This window comes from Anoxybacillus sp. J5B_2022 (assembly GCF_026847645.1).
In the GTDB taxonomy this organism is placed as follows: Bacteria; Bacillota; Bacilli; order Bacillales; family Anoxybacillaceae; genus Anoxybacteroides.
In genome coordinates, this window is sequence record NZ_JAPSMC010000007.1 from 1 (window position 1) to 21,782 (window position 21,782).

The window sequence follows — 21,782 nt, forward strand, 5'->3', positions numbered from 1 at the left end:
GTTCGTGAGCGCTTTAGCATCGGCAATAATTTTCGCTGCCTCTAACTCTTTCGCAAACTTGGTGGGAACGTCCCCTTTTTGGATGACGAGATGGTAAATGCGAATCGTTGCAGGATTCGGTACCATTGTGTTCGTTGGCTTGTTCGTTTGGCTTGCTTTTTCTTTGAGTGCTCTATACTGCGCTTTGCTCATCGCGATTTCGTTCTTTTTTTTCAAATAAGCGTCTACTTGTGCTTCTGTCAGCTTTTGCGGCTCATTGTAATACACGGCGCCAATGATGGAGGTCGAGAGCAACATGCCGAGCGCAAAAGCACGAATCTCTTTTTTCATCGGGCAATCCCCCGTAAAATCATACGGACTTCTTCCGTTGTCATCGCTGTTTCACGCGCAATTTGCTCCGCGGAGAGCCCTTGTTTGTAAAGCAGCCAGATGCGGTCGTGCGCGGAGAAAAAGGCATCGTCGCTTCGCTTTTTCAGCGGTTCTGCGCTCGATTCGTCCTCCATCAACAATTCTTCTTCTAATACTTTGAGCCGCTTTTTCAACTGGTATGTTTCTTGAGCAAGCGAAAGCGTTAAATGATCGAGCTGTTCTTCTAGATGTTTGATGCGGTCTTTTCCAAAAAAGGATGCGAGCAATAGCAAAAACGAGATGCCGATCAATGTAAACATCGTATATTCCATCATTCTTATCCCCCTCTTTGAATATATCATAAGTAAATACATAAAATCGACAAAATGTCCATATTGTAAGCGTGAATAGCAAGGGATAAAATGAAAATAAAAAGATGTTGTAAGAATATTCTGTACAAAAAAAATGAATAGGAGGTGGAGGGGAGATGAAAGGGATTATCATGGCTGGAGGAAGGGGGACACGGTTACGTCCGCTTACTTGCGATGTTCCAAAACCGATGGTTCCGCTTGTCGGGAAGCCGGTGCTGGAATATACGATCGAGTGGCTGAAGCGATTTGGGGTGACGGATATTGCGATTACGATTCACTATCTAGGCGAAACGATTAAACAATACTTTGGAGACGGAAGCCGCTTTGGCGTAAACATTTGTTATTTTGAAGAACAAGAGCCGCTTGGGACAGCGGGGAGCATTAAACATGCGGAATCATTTATTGACGATACGTTCGTCGTCGTCAGCGGCGACGCCTTAACGGATGTTGATTTATCGGAAGCGATAGCGTTTCACCGTGACCGTCATGCACTTGCGACGATCGTGACGTCGCAACAGGCAAATCCGCTTGATTACGGGGGGATTATTGCGGCAAACGACGGGAAAGTCAAACAGTTGATCGAAAAGCCGAAATGGAATGAAGTATATAGTGATTTCGTGAATACGGGCATTTATATTTTTGAACGAGATATTTTACAACATATTAATGAAAATGAAACATGCGATTTCAGCAGCGATATTTTTCCGATGTTATTGAAGAACGATGCACCGCTATACGCCTTTTTAGCAAAAGGATATTGGCTTGATATTGGCACGATTCAGCAATATCGAAAAGCGCATATAGATATTTTAAATAAACATGTACACGTTTCGATCAATGGGAAAGAGCTGTTTCCGCACGTGTGGGTCGGCGCCGATGTACAAATCGAAGACGGAGCGGTCATTATCGGTCCTGCGTTTATCGGGGATGGAGCTTGCATCCGCAAAAACGTAAAAATTGAGCCGTATACTGTTATCGGTGCGAACGTGCAAATTGGTGAGCATACTTCCGTTAAACGAAGCGTTATTTGGGATCGCGTATATATTGGCCGTTATTGTGAGCTGCGCGGTAGCTTGTTGGCAGGCGATACGTATGTAGCGAATCATGTCGAATTGCTAGAGCAATCCGTTATTGGTAGCCATTGTACGATTCAACCGAACGTGCAGGTTAAGCCAACTATTAAAATATGGCCGAAAAAAACGATTGGCGAAGGAACAGTCGTCCATTCTTCCCTGTTTTGGGGAAAGCAAGCGTTGCAGCCGCTATTTGGCACACGTGGCATTTCCGGGGTAGCGAATGTCGAGATGACGCCGGAATATGTAACGAAACTCGGTGCAGCTTATGGAAGCACACTTCCGCTGCATAGTCATATTATCGTTGCCGGTGATGGGCATCCGTTTACGAACCTTATGAAGCAAGCGTTCGCTCAAGGGTTGCACACGTCCGGAATTTGCACGGCTGAATGGCAAGAAGGTGTAACAGCACCAGTCGTTCGTTATCACCTATCGCAGTCACCATATGCAGGTGGGGTTTATATTTTTTTAGAGGAAAGCGAACAAAAAGTATATATTGATTTATATGATGAACACGGCTACCCGCTCGATCGCTTTCGTGAAAAAGCAGTTGAACACGCGTTCGTTCAAGAGAAACTCCGCCGTGTTTCGCTTGAACAAATCGGTTTTTCTAATTACGAACTACAGCCAAGTACCTCTTATATCCAAGCGATACACCAACATATTGCATTGCCTCTTTGTCATGCAAAAGCCATTTTTGTTTCCGACGAAAACGTTTATCGCCTTGTGGAACAGCTGCTTCACGATCAGCAGTGCGACATGGCGATTTTAAAAAACGCACCTCTTCATGAACTAAGTGAGTATCTCAAGACGACGAATGCATTATTTGCACTCATTGCGAAAAATGACGGAGAACAGTTTTTAGTCATGGACGAAAAAGGGAATATATTAACAGAGGAGCAACTATTTTTTCTTTACACAATCATATCGCTATGGTTTCGTGCCGATCGCTCTGTGCCGATTCCAAACTATGCCCCTTCCACCCTTGAGGTGATTGCGAGCCGTTTGAATGGGCAAGTAAAAAGGGTGGAGGGGACGCGAAGAGAAATATTGCGCGCATGGCCGCACCCGTTTCATTTTTTATACGATGCGGTGTTTGCGTTTGTTCAACTGCTTCAGCTTTTTGCGGTGGAAGCGCGTCCGCTGTCGCAAGTGATTGCTTCGATCCCGCGGTTGCATTGGTTAAAAGATTATGTTTTCTGCCCTTGGAACGCTCGCGCTGTCGTGATGCGAAAGCTGATGGAGGATGAAATAGAAACGAATCTCGACGTGAGCGGGGGAATAAAGGTGTGGCACCCTGATGGTGGATGGACATTTATTTTACCGGAGTTAGACCAACCGATATTTACTATTTATTCGGAAGCATTTGATGGGCAAAAAGCACGGGAAACGGTGACGCGCTATATAAAAAAAATCCGCCAATATCAAAATGTATAAATTAAATATGGAAATCGCAAAAAAAAAATGCTATCATAGAAAGGTCTGATTATAAAAAGTTTGGAGGGAAAAAGATGCGCGTAAACATTACATTAGCTTGCACAGAATGCGGCGAACGTAACTATATTTCGACAAAAAATAAACGCAATAACCCAGACCGTCTTGAATTAAAAAAATATTGCCCAAGAGATAAAAAAGCAACCGTTCACCGTGAAACAAAGTAAGCAGTAGGAAGCGATTTCCTGCTGCTTTTTTGTTAAAAGGAGGGGCAACATGGAAGAAAAACAAAGGATTCGCGAACAAATGAAAGCTCGGTTACACGAATTAACGGTCGAAGAAAAACGAGCGTACGAGGAGCAAATGGTGAGAAATTTATACGCGCTACCGCTTTGGCAAGAGGCACAAACAGTAGCGCTGACCATTGCAAAGAGACATGAAATCAATACGATCCCGATGATTGAAAACGCCTGGCAAACAGGAAAAACAGTATGCGTCCCGAAATGTGATCCGGCAACGAAAACGATGACGTTTCGTGCCATTCGTTCGTTTGCGCAATTAGAAACAGTTTATTTCGGTTTACAAGAGCCGATTGAAGCGTTGACGGATGAAGTGAAGCCGGCGGCCATCGACTTGATGGTCGTTCCAGGAATTTGTTTTTCAAAAGACGGATATCGAATTGGCTACGGTGGCGGCTATTATGACCGATATTTACAACAGGTAAAAAAACCGACTATTTCGTTAGCGTATGCGTTTCAAGTAGTCGATCATCTTCCGACTGAGCCGCATGATCTTCCGGTCGATATCATTATTACAAACGAAAAGGTTATCGTTTGCCATGAATGAATGGTTGTATATGGCCGCAGTGCTGATCGTCGCAATCGGTGGATTTTTCGTTCGCTCGCTTTCGTTATCGGGAGCGGCAGCGACCGTGTTGGTCGGGATGGCGGTAGCGGTTAGTTTTTCGTGGCAAGGGTTATGTTTGCTAGGAGTATTTTTTGTTACGTCTAGTTTTTGGAGCCATTTTCGCCACCAACAAAAACAAAAACTAGCTGAGAAAGTGGAAAAAGGAGCGCAGCGTGATTATGTTCAAGTGTTGGCGAACGGCAGCATACCAGCAGGGATTAGCCTTATTTCGCTCGCTTTTCCTTCGCCGCTTTGGCATGTATTGTTTGTCGTTTCGCTTGCAGCAGCGAATGCCGACACGTGGGCGTCGGAAATCGGGAGTGTAAGCCGCGAAACGCCGCGACTGATCACAACGTGGAAAAAAGTAGATCCCGGCACATCGGGAGCCGTAACAATGGCAGGAACGTTAGCGTCCTATTTCGGTGCTCTCTTAATTGCTGTGGTCGGATTTCTATTGTGGCACGACGTTCCGATCGTAACAGTGAGCTTGTTCGGCTTATTCGGAAGCCTCATTGATACATATTTCGGAGCGGTTTGGCAAGCGGCATACCGTTGTACCGTTTGCGGGATGGAAACAGAAAAAAGGAAGCACTGTGGAAGGCAGACTGTACGAATAAAAGGGCGAGATTGGTTCAATAATGATGTTGTCAACTGGTTGGCGATTTTTTGTTCAATCATTGTTTATTTTCTTGTCACAAAATTGCAATAAATGCAAGAAGAAACAAAAAGGAAACGATGTACAATGGTAAACGGCAAAGGAGATAAAAACGTTAATAAACGTGAAAGGTGGAGAAAAGAATGGCGAACGGTGTAAACCGCGTGGCTCTCATCGGAACCGGGTTTGTCGGTTCAAGCTATGCGTTTGCGATGCTCAACCAAGGGGTAACGGAAGAGCTTGTGTTAATTGATCTCAATAAAGAAAAATCGGAAGGTGATGCGATGGATTTAAACCATGGACTTCCGTTTGCTCCGTCACCAACGAAAATTTGGTTTGGCGATTACAGCGACTGCAAAGATGCAGATCTCGTCGTCATTACGGCAGGAGCGAATCAAAAACCAGGGGAAACGCGTCTCGATTTAGTTCATAAAAATATGAAAATTTTTGAGTCGATCGTTTCGCAAGTAATGGCGAGTGGGTTCGATGGCATTTTTCTCGTCGCCACTAATCCGGTCGACATTTTAACATACGCAACATGGAAATTTTCTGGGCTGCCGAAAGAACGGGTAATCGGGTCAGGAACGATTTTAGATACGGCTCGTTTCCGTTATTTATTAGGAGAATATTTCCAAGTGGATGCGAGAAACGTACACGCTTATATTATTGGCGAACATGGCGATACGGAGTTGCCGGTTTGGAGCCACGCTGATATCGGAGGAAGATCGGTAGTTGATCTTGTGAAGGAGCGACAACAGTACAAACAAGAAGATTTGGAAGAAATTTTTGTAAACGTTCGCGATGCCGCTTACCACATTATCGAACGAAAAGGAGCTACTTATTACGGCATTGCCATGGGGCTTGTCCGTTTGACGAAGGCGATTTTACAAAACGAAAACTCTGTGTTAACGGTATCCGCCTATTTAGATGGCGAATACGACCAACATGACATTTACATTGGCGTTCCGGCCATTGTCAATCGAACCGGCATTCGCGAAATCATCGAGTTAAAGCTGACAGAAGAAGAACGTGCGAAATTTGCTCACTCGGCAAATGTGTTAAAGCAGGTAATGGAGCCGTTTTTCCAAAACGAAGTGCGCCCTTAAAGGGGGCGCTTTTATAATTTTTTCCCCTTTTGGAGAAAAGAATAAAGAAACGGTAGAGAGGAGGAGAAAAGATGAGAAGGGCAATCTATTCCGTATTTGTTTTGTTATTAGTGTTAGTTGTTTACCGCTATCGGTATCGGACGTTGAATGTGATTTTGCGTATTCGTCCGTTACAACAATGGATGGTGCGGGTAGGGATGAAGGTTCCGGTCATCCGCAATACAATTGTTTCCCAAGTTTTTCGTGAAGTATGATACAATGGGAAAAAAATTGCTCTTTTTGGTGATAAGAAAGGGAGAGGGGAACGTGGATCTTGTCTACTGGCAGCTTGTTTATTTTTTTATAAAAAAGCAATACCGCATCATTAAACTAGCCAATGTCCCTCATGAAATTTGGCTCGAGTCGTTCGGACGGAAAGATGTGCCGCTCATTCGCCTCGTTCGCTATGACGTGGACTGGAGTAACTGGTTGAAGCGCGACCTTGAATATACGTGGCACGTCGCTACGCAGTTGCAAAAACGGCATTTGCGGCGATCTGTTCAAGTGTTGAATGTGTATGTGTCTACTTATCCTCCCGTTGATGATTGGGAGTGGGTTGTCGCTAACGTCCAAGCGGATCTCCCGCAGTTGAAAACGGTATTGTTCCATTCTAGTAATGCGATACAGGCGTTGCAGCAAATAAGCGAAATAGTGAACGAGCCTGTTGTGTTGGACAGTGTAGCGCGTGAAGCTGATCCGTTTTTAGCGGCGCAGCATATTCAGCGAACGATTTTTCGCTTAGAAAAAGAGCGGCGGGAAAAAGAAGCACGTGTGCTTGAATATGGAAACCCGTTGTTTACATACGTGTTCATCGGTCTACAAATATTGATGTTTCTTATTCTTGAACTGCAAGGTGGCAGCACGAACCCGGACGTATTAATTCGCTATGGGGCGAAGTTTAACCCGCTGATGCAGCAAGGAGAATGGTGGCGCTTTATTACGCCGATTTTTTTGCACATCGGCTTTTTTCATCTATTCATGAACACGATGGCGCTTTATTATTTAGGAATGACGACGGAGCGGTTGTACGGTTCTTGGCGTTTTTTATTCATTTATTTGGTCGCTGGTTTTTTCGGGACGCTCGGCAGTTTTCTATTTACCACATCGCTTTCCGCAGGAGCGTCAGGAGCGATTTTTGGTCTGTTTGGTGCGCTTCTTTATTTTGGGACGGTGTATCGCCACCTCTTTTTTCAAACGATGGGAACGAATATTATCGGGCTTGTCGTGCTGAATTTAGGGCTCGGATTGTTGCTCCCTGGCATTGATAATGCAGGTCATATTGGCGGTTTAGTTGGCGGTTTTTTAGCGGCCGGCATCGTTCATTTGCCGCGCCACCGCCAATGGAGGCGGCAGCTAACGTTTTTTATGTTGACCGCTTTGTTGGTAGCGGTCGGTTTATCCATCGGGTTCCAATGACGAAATGACTTTGGCGTAGCCAAACGTGATATTATATTATTTATAGATAGGTTGTTCAGCGAAACCAAACGTCTTGAATCGGGCGTACAGGGCGTGAAACACTGCAAAGGTGTTTGCCCATGAAAGTCTTGTGGAACAAGGGAGAGTTCCTATACGCAGGTATAAGGGAAACCTTTTAGTACACAAGAACCCCACGACTTTAGTCGGTGAGAGATTTAAGGGGAAATTTGTTGCAAAAGTTGCACCGTTTCCCCATTTTTTGTTTTCGTCAGCACGATCAAATGGGAGTAATCTTTGCTGATGAGAAGAAGCGGCATCGTACTGCCAATTGGCGAAACGATGGTCCCATCTTTTTGTTTCACGCCGAGAAAATAATTTTTATACAATCCTTCCCAAAGATTACCGATAATTTTTTGTGTTTTTTCTAGCGATAAATCCGGGAATGGCTGTTCGTTGTAGGCAAGTAATTCTGGCAAATAAAAATGATAGTAGTTTTGTACATGAATCGCTAAATCGTCCAACATGGTCTTCGCATTGTATTGGAGAAAATCGGTCGTCGTTTTTGTTAGCACGCGCTGCCATTCTTTTTCTGCTGCTGTTTTGCCTCGTCGAAACGACGTAAACGGATCATACGGTGAAGCGATGACATATAAATAATCTCCGCTCATGCTTTGGGTGCTAGTGATTTTGTGATCCCGATGAATTTCCCCGTAATGAAACGAAATTGCTTGGAAAAAATGACTATCTTTTTGTTTTATTTCCCCCTCTTGAAGTAGCGTCTGGTTATTTTCATTCCATTTGGATAACGTTCCAATTAATTGACCATCGGCAAAAAGTAAAGAAATATCTTGGCGCAAGTATGCGTTTCGGTTTAGCGAAGAAGAGACGGTCCAAAGGAGCGAGTAAGGACCGTGTGGCTTTTGCGGTTGAGCTTGCAAAGTAGTCGCTGTTTTTGTAAAGGAAGCTGTCCGGTCAATCGGGAAAAAAATGATTGTTTCTTTTGTTGGCTTCTCAAGAGAGAATGGAAAGGCATACAAAGTGAGCAAAAATGCGATCAACAAAGTCATCCACTGGAATGTTCGTTTCATAGTTTCCTCCATCTGTGCGGACAAGTTTTTCACCAATGTATGCCGTTCAGTTGAAAAATATGTATGAATTTCTTGGAAATTGTCCATGATGGAAGGTAAATAACGGAGCGGGCAGGTGGGAAAAATGAAGCAAGAAAAACGAGCGGTTTCGGCAGCGCTATCGGAAAATGTCGCTTATTTGCGGGAGCGGCTCGGGGTTGGCAAAAGTTTTGACGTTATTCATTTGGATGTCGAGTACGCTGGACGGGAAATGGCTTTTTTTATGATCGATGGATTTGTGAAAGATGACATTTTGCATTATATTATGCAATTTTTTGCGGTTTTAAACGATGAAATGCTTCGTGACAATCCATTAGAAAAATTGTTGAAAACGTATATCCCATATGTGGAATTAGAAAAAACAGATAATTTGAACCGCGTCGTCGATGGAGTATTAGCAGGCCCTACCGCTTTAATTGTCGATGGGCTTGACTATGCAATTTTAATTGATGCGCGTACGTATCCGGTGCGTGGACCACAGGAGCCGGATATGGAGCGCGTCGTTCGCGGCGCACGCGACGGGTTTGTTGAAACGATCGTCTTTAATACCGCGTTAACGCGGCGAAGAGTTCGCGACCGAACGTTGCGGATGGAATATATGCAAGTGGGGCGACGTTCCAAAACGGATCTTTGCGTGTGCTACATTGAAGACATTGCTAATCCTGAAATTGTTCATAACATTAAAGAAGCGATTGCCAAGATTGACACGGACGGATTGCCGATGGGCGAAAAAACGTTAGAAGAGTTTATTTCGGGAAGACATTGGAATCCGTATCCGGTCGTTCGCTATACGGAACGGCCCGATACAGCAGCAGCTCATTTATACGAAGGCCATGTGCTTGTCATCGTCGACGGCTCACCGAGTGTGTTAATTATGCCGGCAACTTTTTGGCATCATTTGCAACACGCGGAGGAATATCGCAATAAGCCGATTGTCGGGGCGTATTTGCGCCTCGTCCGATTTTTTGCGGTTTGGGCGTCGCTTTTTTTGTTGCCGCTTTGGTATTTATTTATGACCGAACCAGAGCGATTACCGGCAGCGCTTTCGTTTATTGGAAAAGCGAGCGAAGGAGCGTTACCGTTATTTGCACAGCTTTTGATTATTGAACTAGGGATTGATATGCTACGAATGGCAGCGATTCATACCCCTTCTTCGCTAGCGACTGCGCTCGGGCTTGTTGCAGCGCTAATGATTGGCGGAATTGCGGTCGAGGTCGGCATTTTTTCGAACGAAGTCATTCTTTATTTTTCAATTGCGACGATTGGGACGTTCGCGACTCCAAGCTATGAAATGGGATTAGCGAATCGCCTCGTCCGTATCGGGTTGTTGATTGTGACCGCACTGTTTGGTGTTTACGGTTATGTAGGGGGCATTACGCTTTGGCTTGTCATGCTTGCAAGAATGAAATCGTTCACCGTGCCGTATTTATGGCCGTTTATTCCATTTTCATATCGAGCGATGCGCGATGTGTTAATTCGTTCCCCGATTCCGCTTAAAAATCGGCGGCCAACCGTATTGCATCCGCGCGATCCGGATCGCTAAACGCTTATCTCGATTGAGAGATAGGCTTTTTTTTGCGATCTGAAGTCGCAGCGGTTGCTTTTTTCCTGTGAATTTTTTACGTCGTTCTTCGTTCTTTCCTTGACGGTTCTTATTGTTTCTTTATACATTTATAGTGGGTAAAAAAGAAGATGCAGTAGGTGAAGAGATGAAAAGCGTGTACGACGTGCAGCAGCTGCTAAAAAAATTCGGCACGATTATTTATGTCGGTGATCGTTTAGCCGATTTAGAGCTGATGGAAGAAGAATTAAAAGAGCTATATCAATCGCAATTAATTGATGTGAAAGACTACCAAATGGCGCTGTTAATCGTTAGACATGAAGCGCAATTTGAACGAGAAAAACGGATGAAAAAGGAATGAGTGACGATGGCGGAAAAATGGGTAGTAGGCGTAGATTTAGGCGGGACGACGATTAAAATGGCGTTTGTGAACGTATACGGTGAGTTGATCGACAAATGGGAAATTGTTACGAATCTTGAAGATCAAGGGAAGTATATTGTGACGGATATTGCTAAATCAATTGATCAAAAACTACAAGAACACGGGCAAACAAAAGAGAAGCTGATCGGCATCGGAATGGGGGCACCGGGACCAGTCGATGGCGATACGGGATTAGTGTATGAGGCTGTTAATTTGGGATGGAAAAATTATCCGTTAAAAAATTTGTTGGAAGTGGAAACATCGCTGCCGGCGGTGGTGGATAATGATGCGAATATCGCGGCCATCGGCGAGATGTGGAAAGGCGCAGGGAACGGTGCAAAAAATTTAATTTGTGTCACGCTCGGTACAGGGGTAGGTGGCGGTGTCATTGCCAACGGTCAAATCGTCCGTGGGGCGAACGGCGCAGCGGGAGAAATCGGACACATTACTTCTGTGCCCGAAGGTGGCGCGCCATGCAACTGCGGCAAAACCGGCTGCCTCGAAACAATTGCTTCCGCAACTGGAATCGTTCGACTAGCGAAAGAAAAGCTGGCAACAAGCGAGACAGATAGTTCGTTGCGGAAGCTAGAAACGATTACAGCGAAAGACGTGCTCGATGCGGCAAAGGAAAACGACCGTTTAGCGCTTGAAGTGGTCGAAGAAGTGTTCTTTCATCTCGGCTTGGCGTTAGCGAACGCAGCGAATGCGTTAAATCCTGAAAAAATCGTCATCGGTGGCGGTGTATCGAAAGCAGGAAATTGGTTAGCGGAGCGAGTGACAGAATATTTCAAGCGGTTTGCATTTCCGCGAGTGGCCGAAAGTGCGTCCATTGTCATTGCCACTCTCGGCAACGATGCCGGTGTTATCGGCGGCGCTTGGCTAGCGAAACAAGCGTTTGGGGAATAAAGGGGTGTCTTTGATAGACGCCCTTTTCTGCTAAACAAACAGATGACGTGAAGCCCTCCGTTTTGTGCACATTTTTTCTTCATTTGTTCATATGTTGAAAAAAAGGGGGCGATACGTTTATGATTTACGCGCGTAAAGGGGATACATGGGAGTGGTATAGTCAATGGTTTTCCGTTCCACCTGAATTAATAAGAGATGCGAATCCGCATCTTCCTCATGAATTGCACGAAGGCGAGGTCGTTCGTATCCCAGGGTACGATGTCGTTACTTATCATAGCCAAACAGCGGAAACGTTTGACCAAATCGCCAAATCGCTTTCTCTCCCTGTCGAAGCGCTCGAGCGAATGAACGAGGATCGGCTGCTGTTAAGGATTCCGCGTCGCCTAGAAACACCGATTGTCAACGGCAAACAAAACTATGATTTTACGGTAATGAAACAAGATATTGACGACTTATGCACGTATTATCCGTTTATGAAACAAAGAGTGATCGGAACGAGCGTGCTTGGTTGTCCGTTAATCGAGCTTTCGATCGGGCGAGGGCCGAAAAAAATTCATGTGAACGCTTCGTTTCATGCGAATGAATGGATTACAACGGCGGTTGTCATGGCGTTTGTGAATGAATATGTATTAAGGCTAACGAACGGAACATGTCCCGTTGACCGTTCGTTGCTTGATTATTATAAAAAAGTGACATTATCGATTGTTCCAATGGTCAACCCAGACGGCGTGAATTTAGTGTTACATGGTCCGCCGGCGGCAGAGCCATATCGAAGCAACGTCCTTCAGATAAATGATGGAAGTTCTGATTTCTCGCAATGGAAAGCAAATATTTGTGGGGTGGATTTAAATAATCAATTTCCTGCAAAATGGGAAATAGAACAACAGCGCAAAATCCCAAAAGCGCCTGCGCCGCGCGATTTTCCAGGGGTTGCTCCGCTGACGGAACCGGAAGTGAAGGCAATGGTGGCGTTAACAGAAGACAGCGATTTTTCGCTAATTGTCGCTTTTCATACGCAAGGAAAAGAAATTTATTGGGGCTATGAAGGCTTTGAACCGAAAGAATCGGAGCTCATTGTGAACGAATTAGCGAACGCAAGCGGGTATCAAGCGATTCGCTACATTGATAGCCATGCAGGCTATCGCGACTGGTTTATTCAAACGTGGAAACGCCCAGGATATACGGTCGAATTAGGAGAAGGGGTCAATCCGCTGCCGCTTGAGCAGTTTGAAACGATTTACGAAGCAAGCCGTAACATGCTTTTTGCTTTGTTAGCTGTTTGTTGAGAAACAAGTTTTAAGGATAAATGAATGGGAAGGAGCAATTCAAATGGCGATTGTAGACGTAACCGTTATCCCGATTGGGACAGCGAGCCCGAGCGTCAGTGAGTATGTAGCGGAAATTCACAAAGTGTTGGACACATATAAACGGGACGGAAAAATTGAGTTTATGCTTACGCCGATGAATACGATCATTGAAGGGGAGCTTCCGGTATTGTTTGAGGTCGTTCAAGCGATTCACGAAGTCCCGTTTGCAAAAGGCGTTCAGCGGGTAGCGACGAATATTCGCATCGACGATCGCCGCGACAAAAAGCAGCGCATGGTGGATAAAGTCGCAAGTGTCGAAGCAAAACGAAAACAAGAGGCTTAAAACGCGCCTCTTGTTTTTAGACTGTGCTTGTTGGGAATCCGTTGTGAAGAACCGTCATTACCGTGAACCAGCCGAATACAGCTGCTGTCCCTAAACCGAACAATAAAGCGAGTATATTTTTTTCACGAAGCGAGCGGACGACGCCGTAAAGCGCTAACAATGTCACTAACGCAAAAATAATGACTAAACCCATGCCACTTCCCCCCTTTTATCAATGAAACTATATGTAAGAACAATCTCTTTACATTTTAATCGTTTTTTCTATATTTGTCGAGGTCGAAAATGTGGATGGCTACACGATAGGTAGCAGCTGTTTTTTCCAACAATGGTTGATGATGCTTCGCGATATAATAAATTGTTTGTTCTTGGGCGATCATATATTCCTCAAGCTGAAGCAAAAACATGTCCGTTTCGACTTTGTTGAAAGCGACAATCGTAAACGCAGTGACAAGCGATTCATAAAGGTAAACCCGTCCGTTGAAAGAGGTGAATCCGTAATCAGTGAAAAGCGGCGTGACGGTCGGCGCGTCGAGCTCGATCAGTGCTTCATAGTCGTGGGCGTGATCCGGAAGTTCGGAAACGATTAGCCACTCTTCGTCGCAGTCGGTGATCGTATGCGGCTCCACCGATTCAGAAGCAGCTACAGCATATCTTTTTCTCATAAAATACTCCTTCTTTTACGTTTTCTTTCATTGTAACAAACAAATCCGTAGAGTAAAATGATGGGTATAAAGAAATGGAGGGATGATGATGAAGTGGGAGCGTATTCCACTCGGACCGTTGCAAACAAACGCATATATTTTGGCAGACGCTGACCAAACGTGTGTCATTTTCGATCCAGGCAGCGAAGGAGAGAAGCTCGTTCGCTATATAGAAGAAAAAGGATATAAACCGTTGGCCATTTTATTGACGCATGCGCATTTCGACCATATCGGCGCGATTAATGAAGTCGTGGAAAAATGGGCGGTTCCAGTATATATTCATGAGAATGAAAAAGAATGGCTAGCGGATCCGCTATTGAACGGCTCAGCTTATTTTATCGGCAAACAAGTAAAAGTTGGCTACGTTCCGCAGTGTCTACAGACGAGAAAGCCATTGACGATCGGTTCCTTTACGTTTGAATTGCTCGAAACGCTAGGACATTCGCCGGGCAGCGTATCTTACTACTGTCAAAAGATCGGAGCTGTCTTTTCTGGTGACGTATTGTTTGCCGGAAGTATCGGTCGGACGGATTTACCTGGCGGGAACTATGATGAACTGATGCAAAGCATTCATGACCGTTTGCTTTTGTTGCCGGAAGAAACGGTCGTATTGCCGGGTCACGGTCGGGAAACGACGCTTGAGGCAGAAATGGATACGAATCCGTTTTTAAACGGCTTTTAAAACAAAAAACTCTCCACTCATGGGGAAAATACGGCAGCGATCATCATTTATTCAACAAAAAAAGGCCCTTCTCCATCGAGAAGGGGCTTTGGGGGATGTTCTATCCTCAATAATGGGAGGGGATATAGTTAAGCTACTACCTTAACGATATAATAATATTTTTACTATGTCAATAGTGAAAACATAAAAGGAGCAAATAATCATGAGCAATTACATTGTAGAAGCGATTATGTCATCGCCACAGCAGCGAATCTCGTACGCCGATTATATGAATCTTGCATTATATGATGAAAAAAACGGCTATTACATGAAAGATCGCGCCAAAATCGGACGCTCCGGCGATTTTTTTACAAGCATCTATGTTTCTGACGTGTTCGGGAAATTATTTGCTTCGTTATTTATTAAGCTCGTGGAGACAGGAAAAATTCCTCCGCGCATTTGTGAACTTGGCGGTGGGGATGGAAAGTTTGCTCGCGCGGTGTTAACAGAATGGAGAGACCGGTCGTTTTCTACATATGAACAATTGACGTATATCATCATTGACACAAGCCCTTATCAGCGGGCGAGACAACAGGAAGCACTCGCCGATTTTCAACAAACCGTTGTTCAATATGCGGATATGGAAATGTTCTACCAGAAACAACAACAGTTTTCCGGCATCGTCTTTAGCAACGAATTTTTTGATGCATTGCCTGTCCACGTCATTACAAGCGAACAAGGCCAATTGTATGAATCGTTTGTTACTGTCAAAAACGGCCGGCTACAAGAAGAAAAACAGCCGCTTGAAAACGAAGCGATCGTTTCCTATTTGCGTGAACGAAATCTTTCGCTCATGGACGGGCAGCGAATCGAAGTACCGCTTGCGATGAAAGCGTTTCTATTGGAATATGCCTCGCTATTTAACAAATGCGTGATGTTTACCGTCGACTACGGATATACGGACGAAGAGTGGAAACAGGCGCCGCGCCGAGAAGGAAGTTTACGCGGCTATTACCAACATCGGCTCATTGCGAATCCGCTTGCCTACCCAAGCGAAATGGACATCACTTCCCACGTTCCATGGGACGCCCTTCGGTTGTATGGAGAGAAAGCTGGTTGGGAATGGGTACATACGATTCGACAAGACCGGTTTTTATTGGCGGCAGGCATTCTTGATTATTTAGTGGCACACCACGACCCAAATCCGTTTTCGGAGCAAAGCCGGCGTAACCGAGCGATTCGGTCGCTCATTACTGATGAAGGAATTAGTTCGTCCTTTCATGTGATGATTCAGCAAAAAGGGATTAAACTAGAGTGGGATACATTATGGAAAGAACCGCGGTTTTTAAAATAAAAAAGCGATGGCTTGCCATCGCTTTTTTCCTTACTCGCCCATGCCTGGAACCATCATAAACGTCGTCCAGTACGTAAACGCAGCGAAGAAGATGGTTAAATATGCGCCGAAGATGTAAATGTACATCCGTTCGGTTAATTTTAAGTATCCAAGCAATAAGAAAAATACCGTTTGACCAAAGAAAATCAACGATGTTGTTTGCATATGGCCAAGATAAAACATGACGGCGAAAATGCCCGTCCAGAACGACAACACGCGAAACATGCGATCCATTATGTATCCCTCCTTTTCCGTTAAATGATTGCCTTTACATATTATAATGTACATGCAATCCACGTGTAAACAACGCTTTCAAAATTCAATGTTGGCTAGGGGAATCGACAATGGCGCGATATGCGCAAAAATCACAGCCGCTCGTCATGCTCTCTAGCTCCGCTAACTCTACCCGATCGAACAGCGCTTCCAACATGCCGCGCAAAAACGCATGGTGCATGCCGCATACCATTTCCGGTTGCTGAAAAGCGACTTCTTTAAACGGACAGTTAAAGACTTGAAAATAAATTTTTTGTTCTTGTTCATTATAGTCAAACGATGGATAAAACCCAGCCGTTTCCGCCGCTTCTTTTAAAATGTTCACTTTTTCTGCAAACGTTAACGATCCTGTCGATTGGTCATGAGAAAGACGTTGCTCGACTAATTCTTTGCCAAAATGTTTCCCTGTTTCGTACAACACTTGTTTCCCTGCTTCTCCGAGCTTCATCATCGTTTGGATGGCGATTTTCGAAAGAAGTTGATAATCTCGGAACGGAAAATGAAGCTGAATGACATCGTCCGACAGACGATATAGACGACTTGGACGCCCGCCTTTTCCCGTTTTTTGTGTTTCAGAAACGAGCATATTGACATCTTCCAGTTTCGTTAAATGAAGCCGAGCGACGTTTGGATGGATGTTAAACGCTTCCGCAATTTCTTGAACGGATACTTCTTTATGTTTTTTTGTAATATATTCATAAATGTGGTAGCGAGTCGGATCGGCCAATACGTTTGTAATTTTTAAAACTTGATCCATTGTTTTCACCTCTAAACTGTCGATGCTACGTTTATTATAATACACCTATTTTTTCATTGGAATCATATTTATAGTAATTAATTGTAAAGTTCGGGCAAAATTCATAAATTATTCACCTTTTTGCCCTAAAAAGCAAAAAAATTTGTTATGTTTTCGGAATAGAAGAAGGAATTTGAAAAAAGGTGGCGAAATAAGTATGGCGAAACAAAATGAAAGGGGTGAACGAATGAACGACGTAGAAAAAGTAGCGGATCGGTTAGTACGGGAGGCAAGTGCTCTACAGGCGTCAGATATTCATATCGTTCCAAAAAAGGATGGCGCCATCGTGCAGTTTCGGCTTGATGGGGTATTAGTGATGAAAGAAAAATTGCCAAAAGACTTGCACGAACGGCTTGTGGCCCATTTTAAATTTTTGGCCGATATGGATATCGGTGAGCGGCGGCGCCCGCAAAACGGGGCGATGGAAATGGAAATCGATAGCGGCATCATCAGTTTGCGGCTATCCACGTTGCCGACGTTTTACGATGAGAGCCTCGTTATTCGTCTTCTTCCGCAAGACTCATTTCTTCCTCTATCACAGCTTTCACTATTCCCGAGTGCGACGAAAAAGTTATTGTCGTTTCTCCATCATTCTCACGGGCTAATCATTTTCACAGGGCCGACCGGTTCCGGAAAGACGACGACGCTGTATACGTTGTTGCGCGTATGCCAAGACGAATGGAACCGAAACGTCATTACGCTAGAAGATCCCATTGAAAAGCGAACGGAAAACGTCTTACAAGTGCAAGTGAATGAAAAAGCAGGTATTACGTATGCGACAGGATTGAAAGCGATTTTGCGCCATGACCCTGACGTTATTATGGTCGGGGAGATTCGCGATGCGGAAACGGCGAAAATTTCTGTTCGTGCAGCGCTAACAGGGCATTTAGTGTTGACGACGATGCATACGAAAAATGCTGTCGGTGCGATTTACCGGCTGCTTGAATTTGATGTTTCCTTACAAGAAATCGAGCAAACGTTATTAGCTGTTACAGCTCAACGTCTTGTTGAATTAGTCTGCCCGTTTTGCGGGGAAGCGTGTTCCCCGTTTTGCCGCAGGCAAAGATCGGTACGGCGAGCGGCTATTTATGAGTGGCTGTATGGAGAAGCGTTGGGAAAAGCTATCGAAGAAGCGCGGGGCGAACACGTCACTTACCGATATCCGACGTTGCCACAAATGATTAAAAAAGGAATCGCTCTCGGGTTTTTATCCCCTTCTTCGAAAGGGTGGGGAATGGATGAAGCGTAATAAAACATGGCCGTTAGAAGAGCAAGGGCAATTTTTATTGCAACTTGGGAAACTGCTTGAGAAAGGGTATTCGTTGGCACAGGCGATGGAATTTTTGCAATTTCAACAGCCGCTTGCTCGCCAGCATGATTTGCAGCGTTGTCTATCTTTTTTCCGTTCTGGCTTATCTTTTCACGAAGCGTTACAGCCGCTTTCGTTTCATTCGGAAGCGGTAGGGTATTTATTTTTTGCCGAACAACACGGGCAGTTCGCTCAAGGATTAGTCGAGGCAGGAAATATGCTTTTAAATAAAGCGAAGTACTGGCAGCGCCTGCGCAAAGCAGCAAGTTATCCGCTATTTCTTCTTTGTTTTATGGTGGTCATGCTTCTTATTGTTCAACAAATGCTTCTTCCGCAGTTTGTTCATCTTTCGTCTTCGTTTGCCACCACTCGTTCTTCCGTTTCGTACTTCCTCATACAAATCGTTTCGATAGTGCCGGTGCTTTTTCTATCCGTCTGTTTTCTTTGCGTGATAGGGGGAAGTGTGTATGCCATATGGGCGAAACGACTTCCTCCTCTAACGCAAATTCGCTTATGGTTGAAAATCCCGTTTCTTCGTACGGTTGCCACACTTTACTACACACACGTCTTTTCTTTACAGTTTAGTCACTTATTAAACGGTGGATTGTCGGTTTATGAATCGCTGCAAGTATTCGAAAGACAACATCACGTTCCGTTTTTGTGTGCGGAAGGAAGTACGATGAAAGAGCAGTTGGCAAAAGGCGAGAAGTTAGAAACATTAATTGCAGAGCGCCCTTATTATGAACGAGCGCTTCTGCTCGTCATTCGTCACGGCCAATCGAACGGTGAATTAGCGAAGGAGCTGTTTCATTACAGTCAGTTTGTTTTACAAAAAATGGAAGAGCGAATCGAAAAATGGACGCGTTTTATTCAACCACTGTTGTTCGCTTTCATCGGTTTGCTCGTTGTTTGTCTGTATTTAGCGATTTTATTGCCGATGTTTGAAACAATGAATCAACTGTAAGGGGGAATTTATCTATGAAAGAAAAAGGCTTTACGTTAATCGAAATGTTAATTGTGCTTATGGTCATTTCTGTATTGCTATTAATTATGATTCCAAACATTACGAAACATAATGGAATGATTAATGATAAAGGATGCCAGGCGTTCGTGAAGACCGTTCAAGCACAAGTGAAGGCGTATCAAATGGAAAACGATGTGATCCCGACTGTTCAGCAGCTGTTGGATGGAAACTATATTAAATCGAATAAATGCCCGAATGGCCATACGATTCAAATCGGCAGCGATGGTGAAGTGAGCGAAAGTGGCTCGTAAAAACGGTTTTACGCTTCTCGAGTTGCTTATCGTGTTGATGATCGTCAGCACGCTGACGATCGTCGCTATTCCGCAAATCGATCGGCTCAAGAAAGCGAAAGAAGAGACACATATGCTCGAGCAGTTGACGGATGACTTATTATATGCCCAAGCATATGCATTGACACATAGACAATCAGTCGTTGTCGTTTTTTATAATGCACAGGGGCGGTATCGAATGACCGAGCGCTATACGCTAGGTCGCGTCTTGATTGATCGGTCGCTTCCAAGTCCGTGGAAAATCGAACTAGCAACATTGCAAAATCCGCTAACGTTTTTAGCAAACGGCAATGTGAATAAATCAGGAACGGTATTGCTGAAAAACGGAAAAACAACGTACAAACTCGTGTTTTTACTCGGGAAAGGAAGATTTTATGTACAAAAATTGTAACGGCTTTACATTTGTCGAGGCGCTTGTCGCATCGGCGGTGCTGCTCATGATCACGATAGCGTTGTTGCCGCTATTGACGCAAATTATGGTAGAGCGGCATAATGTCGCTTTAAAAAACAAAGCCCAACAACTTCTTCATGCAGAAATGAACCGTGACGCTCAGCCAGCGGACAAAACGGTGACGGTTGCAGGGGTGACGTACGCGATTTCTTGGACGGAAGTAGGCAACGGGATGAGAAAAGCGTGCGTCCGTTGGAACGACTATGTGAGCCGAACGGTAGAAAGGTGCGAATATGTAAAAAAATGAATCATCGTGGGTTTACATTGCTTGAAATGCTTGTTGTTTTATCGATCGTGTTACTCGTCGTTTCGTTTTTGCCATTTTTATTAGATGTTCGTTGGTTGCACGAAAAGCAGCTCAACCAATTTCATCCGCTCGAATGGCAAGTGTTTCTCGAACAAATGAAAAGCGAAATTCGCGAATCAAAACAGCTTCAAACTACAGAAACGATACTGTATGCGTATAAGCCAACAGGAGAGAAAGTGAGCTTTGAAAAATATGGCTCGCTCATTCGACGGCGTGTGAACGGCCAAGGAAATGAAGTCGTGTTACAGTCCATTTCCGACGTGCGATACGAATTGGCGCAAAACGGTGTGTGGATTGAGGTGATAACGACGAAAGGAAAGCGATACGAGGCGTTTGTTTCTACCTTTTTTCCGGTGCAGGTGAAGCCGTGATGAAAAACGAAAAAGGTGTCATTTTTCCGCTGACGATGATGTTTTCTCTTTTGTTTTGCTTATCAGTGCTTCACGTGTTGGAGCTGTACCATATCGAAATGCAGCTGGCGGAATACGAGCAACAATCGTATGATGTCGATTCGCTCATGCAAATGGCGGTTGTCGATGTGAAGGCGCAAATCGCGGCTAGCGTTCCGGCGAAACAAACAGGACAAGGGACGTTCATATATCCGAACGGCACGGCGCAATATGAGTGGAAACAGGGGACGAAAAACGAAATAAAGGTGACGATCGCCGTTATTTCGCACGAAGGCATTCGCTATAGCGCCGAGTTTACCGTTTCTTTTCCCGCCTTGGAGTTAATCGAATGGAAAGAAACATATTCATAGTTCATTATTGGCCGTCAATATGGTATGTTGATAAAAAAGAAAAGGTGAGGTTGGCAAATGAAACGAGTGTATTTAACTGGGTTTATGGGAGCGGGAAAAACGACAGTTGGTCGAGCATTAGCCGAGCAGCTATGTGTGCCGATGATCGATACAGACAGCTATATTGAAGAGAAAGTCGGCAAGTCGATTAAGCAAATTTTTGCCGAAGAAGGAGAAGTAGCGTTTCGCCAATACGAACGCGAGTTTTTGCGAACGTTGCCGGGTGAGCGGCTCGTTGTCACGACCGGCGGTGGGATGGTTATCCAACAAGAAAACCGTGAATGGATGAAACGAACAGGCACCGTTATTTATTTGCATTGTGAGTTTGCAGAAATCATGCGTAGGCTCGCCGATGACGATACACGTCCTTTGCTCTCACAACATGATCGCGACGGATTAGAGTCGTTGTGGAAGCAACGGTTGCCTTACTATTATGAGGCGGATTGGGTCATTAACACGACCGGAAAAAGCGTTGAACAAATTGTTGCAGAAATTATTCCATTGATTAAAAAAGAGGAAAAGCGGCAAGACTAATAGTAAAAAAGGCGGTGACGGTTGATGGCAACGAACGACTATATGAAATTTGTCACCGAGCAGTTTGTCCGCTATATGGATCAGCCGAAAGAGGAACGAAAAAAGCTGCGAGAAAAACGGAAACAAGAAAAACCGCCGTTTTTGTACCATTGGTTCGGCATGATTCCGTTTTCGCTCAAACTGCTTTTTCGCCGAAAATCATAAAGATCTCCCTTGCGTTGCAGGGAGATC

Annotated in this window: 30 protein-coding genes; 23 read left to right on the plus strand and 7 right to left on the minus strand. The window is 44.6% G+C overall.

Annotated elements, in window-relative coordinates; genetic code table 11:
• Both M4I42_RS03370 and M4I42_RS03375 read right to left on the minus strand, forming a co-directional pair.
• Nucleotides 1–330: aminodeoxychorismate lyase (locus tag M4I42_RS03370; protein ID WP_268850838.1), on the minus strand; the 330-nt coding region annotated here is incomplete at its 3' end.
• A complete protein-coding gene (locus M4I42_RS03375; RefSeq protein WP_268850839.1) occupies nt 327–683 on the minus strand; it encodes a hypothetical protein in 357 nt (118 codons plus the stop codon). The genes M4I42_RS03370 and M4I42_RS03375, both read right to left, overlap by 4 nt.
• A 152-nt stretch (nt 684–835) precedes the next feature.
• On the opposite strand from M4I42_RS03375, the gene M4I42_RS03380 reads away from it, so the two are divergent.
• The 7 genes from M4I42_RS03380 (at nt 836) to M4I42_RS03410 (ending at nt 7,348) form a co-directional block, all read left to right on the plus strand.
• Nucleotides 836–3,229 (plus strand): sugar phosphate nucleotidyltransferase, encoded by a 2,394-nt coding sequence (locus tag M4I42_RS03380; RefSeq protein ID WP_268850840.1) that lies wholly within the window; start codon nt 836–838, stop codon nt 3,227–3,229.
• A 74-nt stretch (nt 3,230–3,303) separates the two neighbouring features.
• The gene (rpmG, locus tag M4I42_RS03385) at nt 3,304–3,453 is read left to right on the plus strand and encodes a 50S ribosomal protein L33 (RefSeq protein WP_066326207.1); all 150 of its coding nucleotides are present in this window, start codon (nt 3,304–3,306) and stop codon (nt 3,451–3,453) included.
• A gap of 49 nt (nt 3,454–3,502) precedes the next feature.
• Nucleotides 3,503–4,072, plus strand: a complete 570-nt coding sequence (locus tag M4I42_RS03390) for a 5-formyltetrahydrofolate cyclo-ligase (protein WP_268850841.1) — start codon at nt 3,503–3,505, stop codon at nt 4,070–4,072.
• Entirely contained in the window at nt 4,065–4,841 is a 777-nt protein-coding gene (locus tag M4I42_RS03395; protein ID WP_268850842.1) for a DUF92 domain-containing protein, read from the plus strand. Before M4I42_RS03390 ends, M4I42_RS03395 begins: the two co-directional genes overlap by 8 nt.
• Before the next feature lie 89 nt (nt 4,842–4,930).
• A complete protein-coding gene (locus M4I42_RS03400; protein ID WP_268850843.1) occupies nt 4,931–5,893 on the plus strand; it encodes an L-lactate dehydrogenase in 963 nt (320 codons plus the stop codon).
• A gap of 71 nt (nt 5,894–5,964) precedes the next feature.
• Entirely contained in the window at nt 5,965–6,147 is a 183-nt protein-coding gene (locus M4I42_RS03405) for a hypothetical protein (protein ID WP_268850844.1), read from the plus strand.
• Nucleotides 6,148–6,151: 4 nt separating this feature from the next.
• Nucleotides 6,152–7,348 carry a rhomboid family intramembrane serine protease gene (locus M4I42_RS03410; RefSeq protein ID WP_268850845.1) on the plus strand — a complete coding sequence of 399 codons (1,197 nt, stop codon included), beginning with the start codon at nt 6,152–6,154 and terminating at the stop codon, nt 7,346–7,348.
• A gap of 215 nt (nt 7,349–7,563) precedes the next feature.
• Here M4I42_RS03410 and M4I42_RS03415 read toward each other — a convergent pair whose 3' ends face one another.
• Entirely contained in the window at nt 7,564–8,436 is an 873-nt protein-coding gene (locus M4I42_RS03415; RefSeq protein WP_268850846.1) for a hypothetical protein, read from the minus strand.
• Between the two features lie 124 nt (nt 8,437–8,560).
• On the opposite strand from M4I42_RS03415, the gene M4I42_RS03420 reads away from it, so the two are divergent.
• From M4I42_RS03420 to M4I42_RS03440, 5 genes are all read left to right on the plus strand, one after another.
• Nucleotides 8,561–10,018: a spore germination protein gene (locus M4I42_RS03420; protein WP_268850847.1), complete on the plus strand. Its 1,458-nt coding sequence runs from the start codon at nt 8,561–8,563 to the stop codon at nt 10,016–10,018.
• A 166-nt stretch (nt 10,019–10,184) separates the two neighbouring features.
• Nucleotides 10,185–10,397, plus strand: a complete 213-nt coding sequence (locus tag M4I42_RS03425; protein WP_268850848.1) for a YqgQ family protein — start codon at nt 10,185–10,187, stop codon at nt 10,395–10,397.
• 6 nt (nt 10,398–10,403) lie between these two features.
• A complete protein-coding gene (locus tag M4I42_RS03430) occupies nt 10,404–11,363 on the plus strand; it encodes an ROK family glucokinase (RefSeq protein WP_268850849.1) in 960 nt (319 codons plus the stop codon).
• A gap of 119 nt (nt 11,364–11,482) precedes the next feature.
• Nucleotides 11,483–12,649, plus strand: coding sequence for a M14 family metallopeptidase (locus M4I42_RS03435; protein ID WP_268850850.1), 1,167 nt, complete (start codon nt 11,483–11,485; stop codon nt 12,647–12,649).
• 43 nt (nt 12,650–12,692) lie between these two features.
• Complete coding sequence (locus tag M4I42_RS03440; protein WP_268850851.1) at nt 12,693–13,013, plus strand: MTH1187 family thiamine-binding protein; 321 nt, start codon at nt 12,693–12,695, stop codon at nt 13,011–13,013.
• 16 nt (nt 13,014–13,029) lie between these two features.
• Here the strand turns inward: M4I42_RS03440 and M4I42_RS03445 are convergent, their stop codons facing one another.
• Nucleotides 13,030–13,206 (minus strand): DUF2759 domain-containing protein, encoded by a 177-nt coding sequence (locus tag M4I42_RS03445; RefSeq protein ID WP_268850852.1) that lies wholly within the window; start codon nt 13,204–13,206, stop codon nt 13,030–13,032.
• 55 nt (nt 13,207–13,261) lie between these two features.
• Complete coding sequence (locus M4I42_RS03450) at nt 13,262–13,675, minus strand: hypothetical protein (RefSeq protein WP_268850853.1); 414 nt, start codon at nt 13,673–13,675, stop codon at nt 13,262–13,264.
• 88 nt (nt 13,676–13,763) lie between these two features.
• On the opposite strand from M4I42_RS03450, the gene M4I42_RS03455 reads away from it, so the two are divergent.
• Together M4I42_RS03455 and M4I42_RS03460 are read left to right on the plus strand one after the other, a co-directional pair.
• On the plus strand, nt 13,764–14,396 hold the full coding sequence (locus tag M4I42_RS03455; RefSeq protein WP_268850854.1) for an MBL fold metallo-hydrolase: 633 nt from the start codon (nt 13,764–13,766) through the stop codon (nt 14,394–14,396).
• Between the two features lie 202 nt (nt 14,397–14,598).
• A complete protein-coding gene (locus tag M4I42_RS03460) occupies nt 14,599–15,729 on the plus strand; it encodes a class I SAM-dependent methyltransferase (RefSeq protein ID WP_268850855.1) in 1,131 nt (376 codons plus the stop codon).
• Between the two features lie 30 nt (nt 15,730–15,759).
• Here the strand turns inward: M4I42_RS03460 and M4I42_RS03465 are convergent, their stop codons facing one another.
• Together M4I42_RS03465 and M4I42_RS03470 are read right to left on the minus strand one after the other, a co-directional pair.
• Nucleotides 15,760–16,002, minus strand: coding sequence for a DUF2626 domain-containing protein (locus M4I42_RS03465; RefSeq protein ID WP_268850856.1), 243 nt, complete (start codon nt 16,000–16,002; stop codon nt 15,760–15,762).
• Nucleotides 16,003–16,087: 85 nt separating this feature from the next.
• On the minus strand, nt 16,088–16,798 hold the full coding sequence (locus tag M4I42_RS03470; protein ID WP_268850857.1) for a helix-turn-helix transcriptional regulator: 711 nt from the start codon (nt 16,796–16,798) through the stop codon (nt 16,088–16,090).
• Nucleotides 16,799–17,024: 226 nt separating this feature from the next.
• Between M4I42_RS03470 and comGA the strand changes: the two genes are divergently transcribed.
• The 9 genes from comGA to M4I42_RS03515 are packed head-to-tail and all read left to right on the plus strand — an operon-like array spanning nt 17,025 to nt 21,755.
• Entirely contained in the window at nt 17,025–18,086 is a 1,062-nt protein-coding gene (gene comGA, locus M4I42_RS03475) for a competence type IV pilus ATPase ComGA (protein ID WP_268850858.1), read from the plus strand.
• Complete coding sequence (gene comGB, locus M4I42_RS03480) at nt 18,076–19,110, plus strand: competence type IV pilus assembly protein ComGB (protein ID WP_268850859.1); 1,035 nt, start codon at nt 18,076–18,078, stop codon at nt 19,108–19,110. Before comGA ends, comGB begins: the two co-directional genes overlap by 11 nt.
• A 14-nt stretch (nt 19,111–19,124) precedes the next feature.
• A complete protein-coding gene (gene comGC, locus M4I42_RS03485; RefSeq protein WP_268850860.1) occupies nt 19,125–19,421 on the plus strand; it encodes a competence type IV pilus major pilin ComGC in 297 nt (98 codons plus the stop codon).
• The gene (gene comGD / locus M4I42_RS03490) at nt 19,411–19,851 is read left to right on the plus strand and encodes a competence type IV pilus minor pilin ComGD (RefSeq protein WP_268850861.1); all 441 of its coding nucleotides are present in this window, start codon (nt 19,411–19,413) and stop codon (nt 19,849–19,851) included. The genes comGC and comGD overlap by 11 nt, the downstream gene beginning before the upstream one ends.
• Nucleotides 19,835–20,158 (plus strand): competence type IV pilus minor pilin ComGE, encoded by a 324-nt coding sequence (gene comGE / locus M4I42_RS03495; protein WP_268850862.1) that lies wholly within the window; start codon nt 19,835–19,837, stop codon nt 20,156–20,158. The genes comGD and comGE overlap by 17 nt, the downstream gene beginning before the upstream one ends.
• Entirely contained in the window at nt 20,155–20,589 is a 435-nt protein-coding gene (gene comGF / locus M4I42_RS03500) for a competence type IV pilus minor pilin ComGF (RefSeq protein WP_268850863.1), read from the plus strand. The genes comGE and comGF overlap by 4 nt, the downstream gene beginning before the upstream one ends.
• Complete coding sequence (gene comGG, locus M4I42_RS03505) at nt 20,589–20,978, plus strand: competence type IV pilus minor pilin ComGG (protein WP_268850864.1); 390 nt, start codon at nt 20,589–20,591, stop codon at nt 20,976–20,978. Before comGF ends, comGG begins: the two co-directional genes overlap by 1 nt.
• 57 nt (nt 20,979–21,035) lie before the next feature.
• Nucleotides 21,036–21,551, plus strand: a complete 516-nt coding sequence (locus tag M4I42_RS03510) for a shikimate kinase (RefSeq protein WP_268850865.1) — start codon at nt 21,036–21,038, stop codon at nt 21,549–21,551.
• Nucleotides 21,552–21,575: 24 nt separating this feature from the next.
• Nucleotides 21,576–21,755 carry a YqzE family protein gene (locus M4I42_RS03515; protein ID WP_268850866.1) on the plus strand — a complete coding sequence of 60 codons (180 nt, stop codon included), beginning with the start codon at nt 21,576–21,578 and terminating at the stop codon, nt 21,753–21,755.
• The last annotated feature ends 27 nt before the right edge of the window (nt 21,756–21,782 follow it).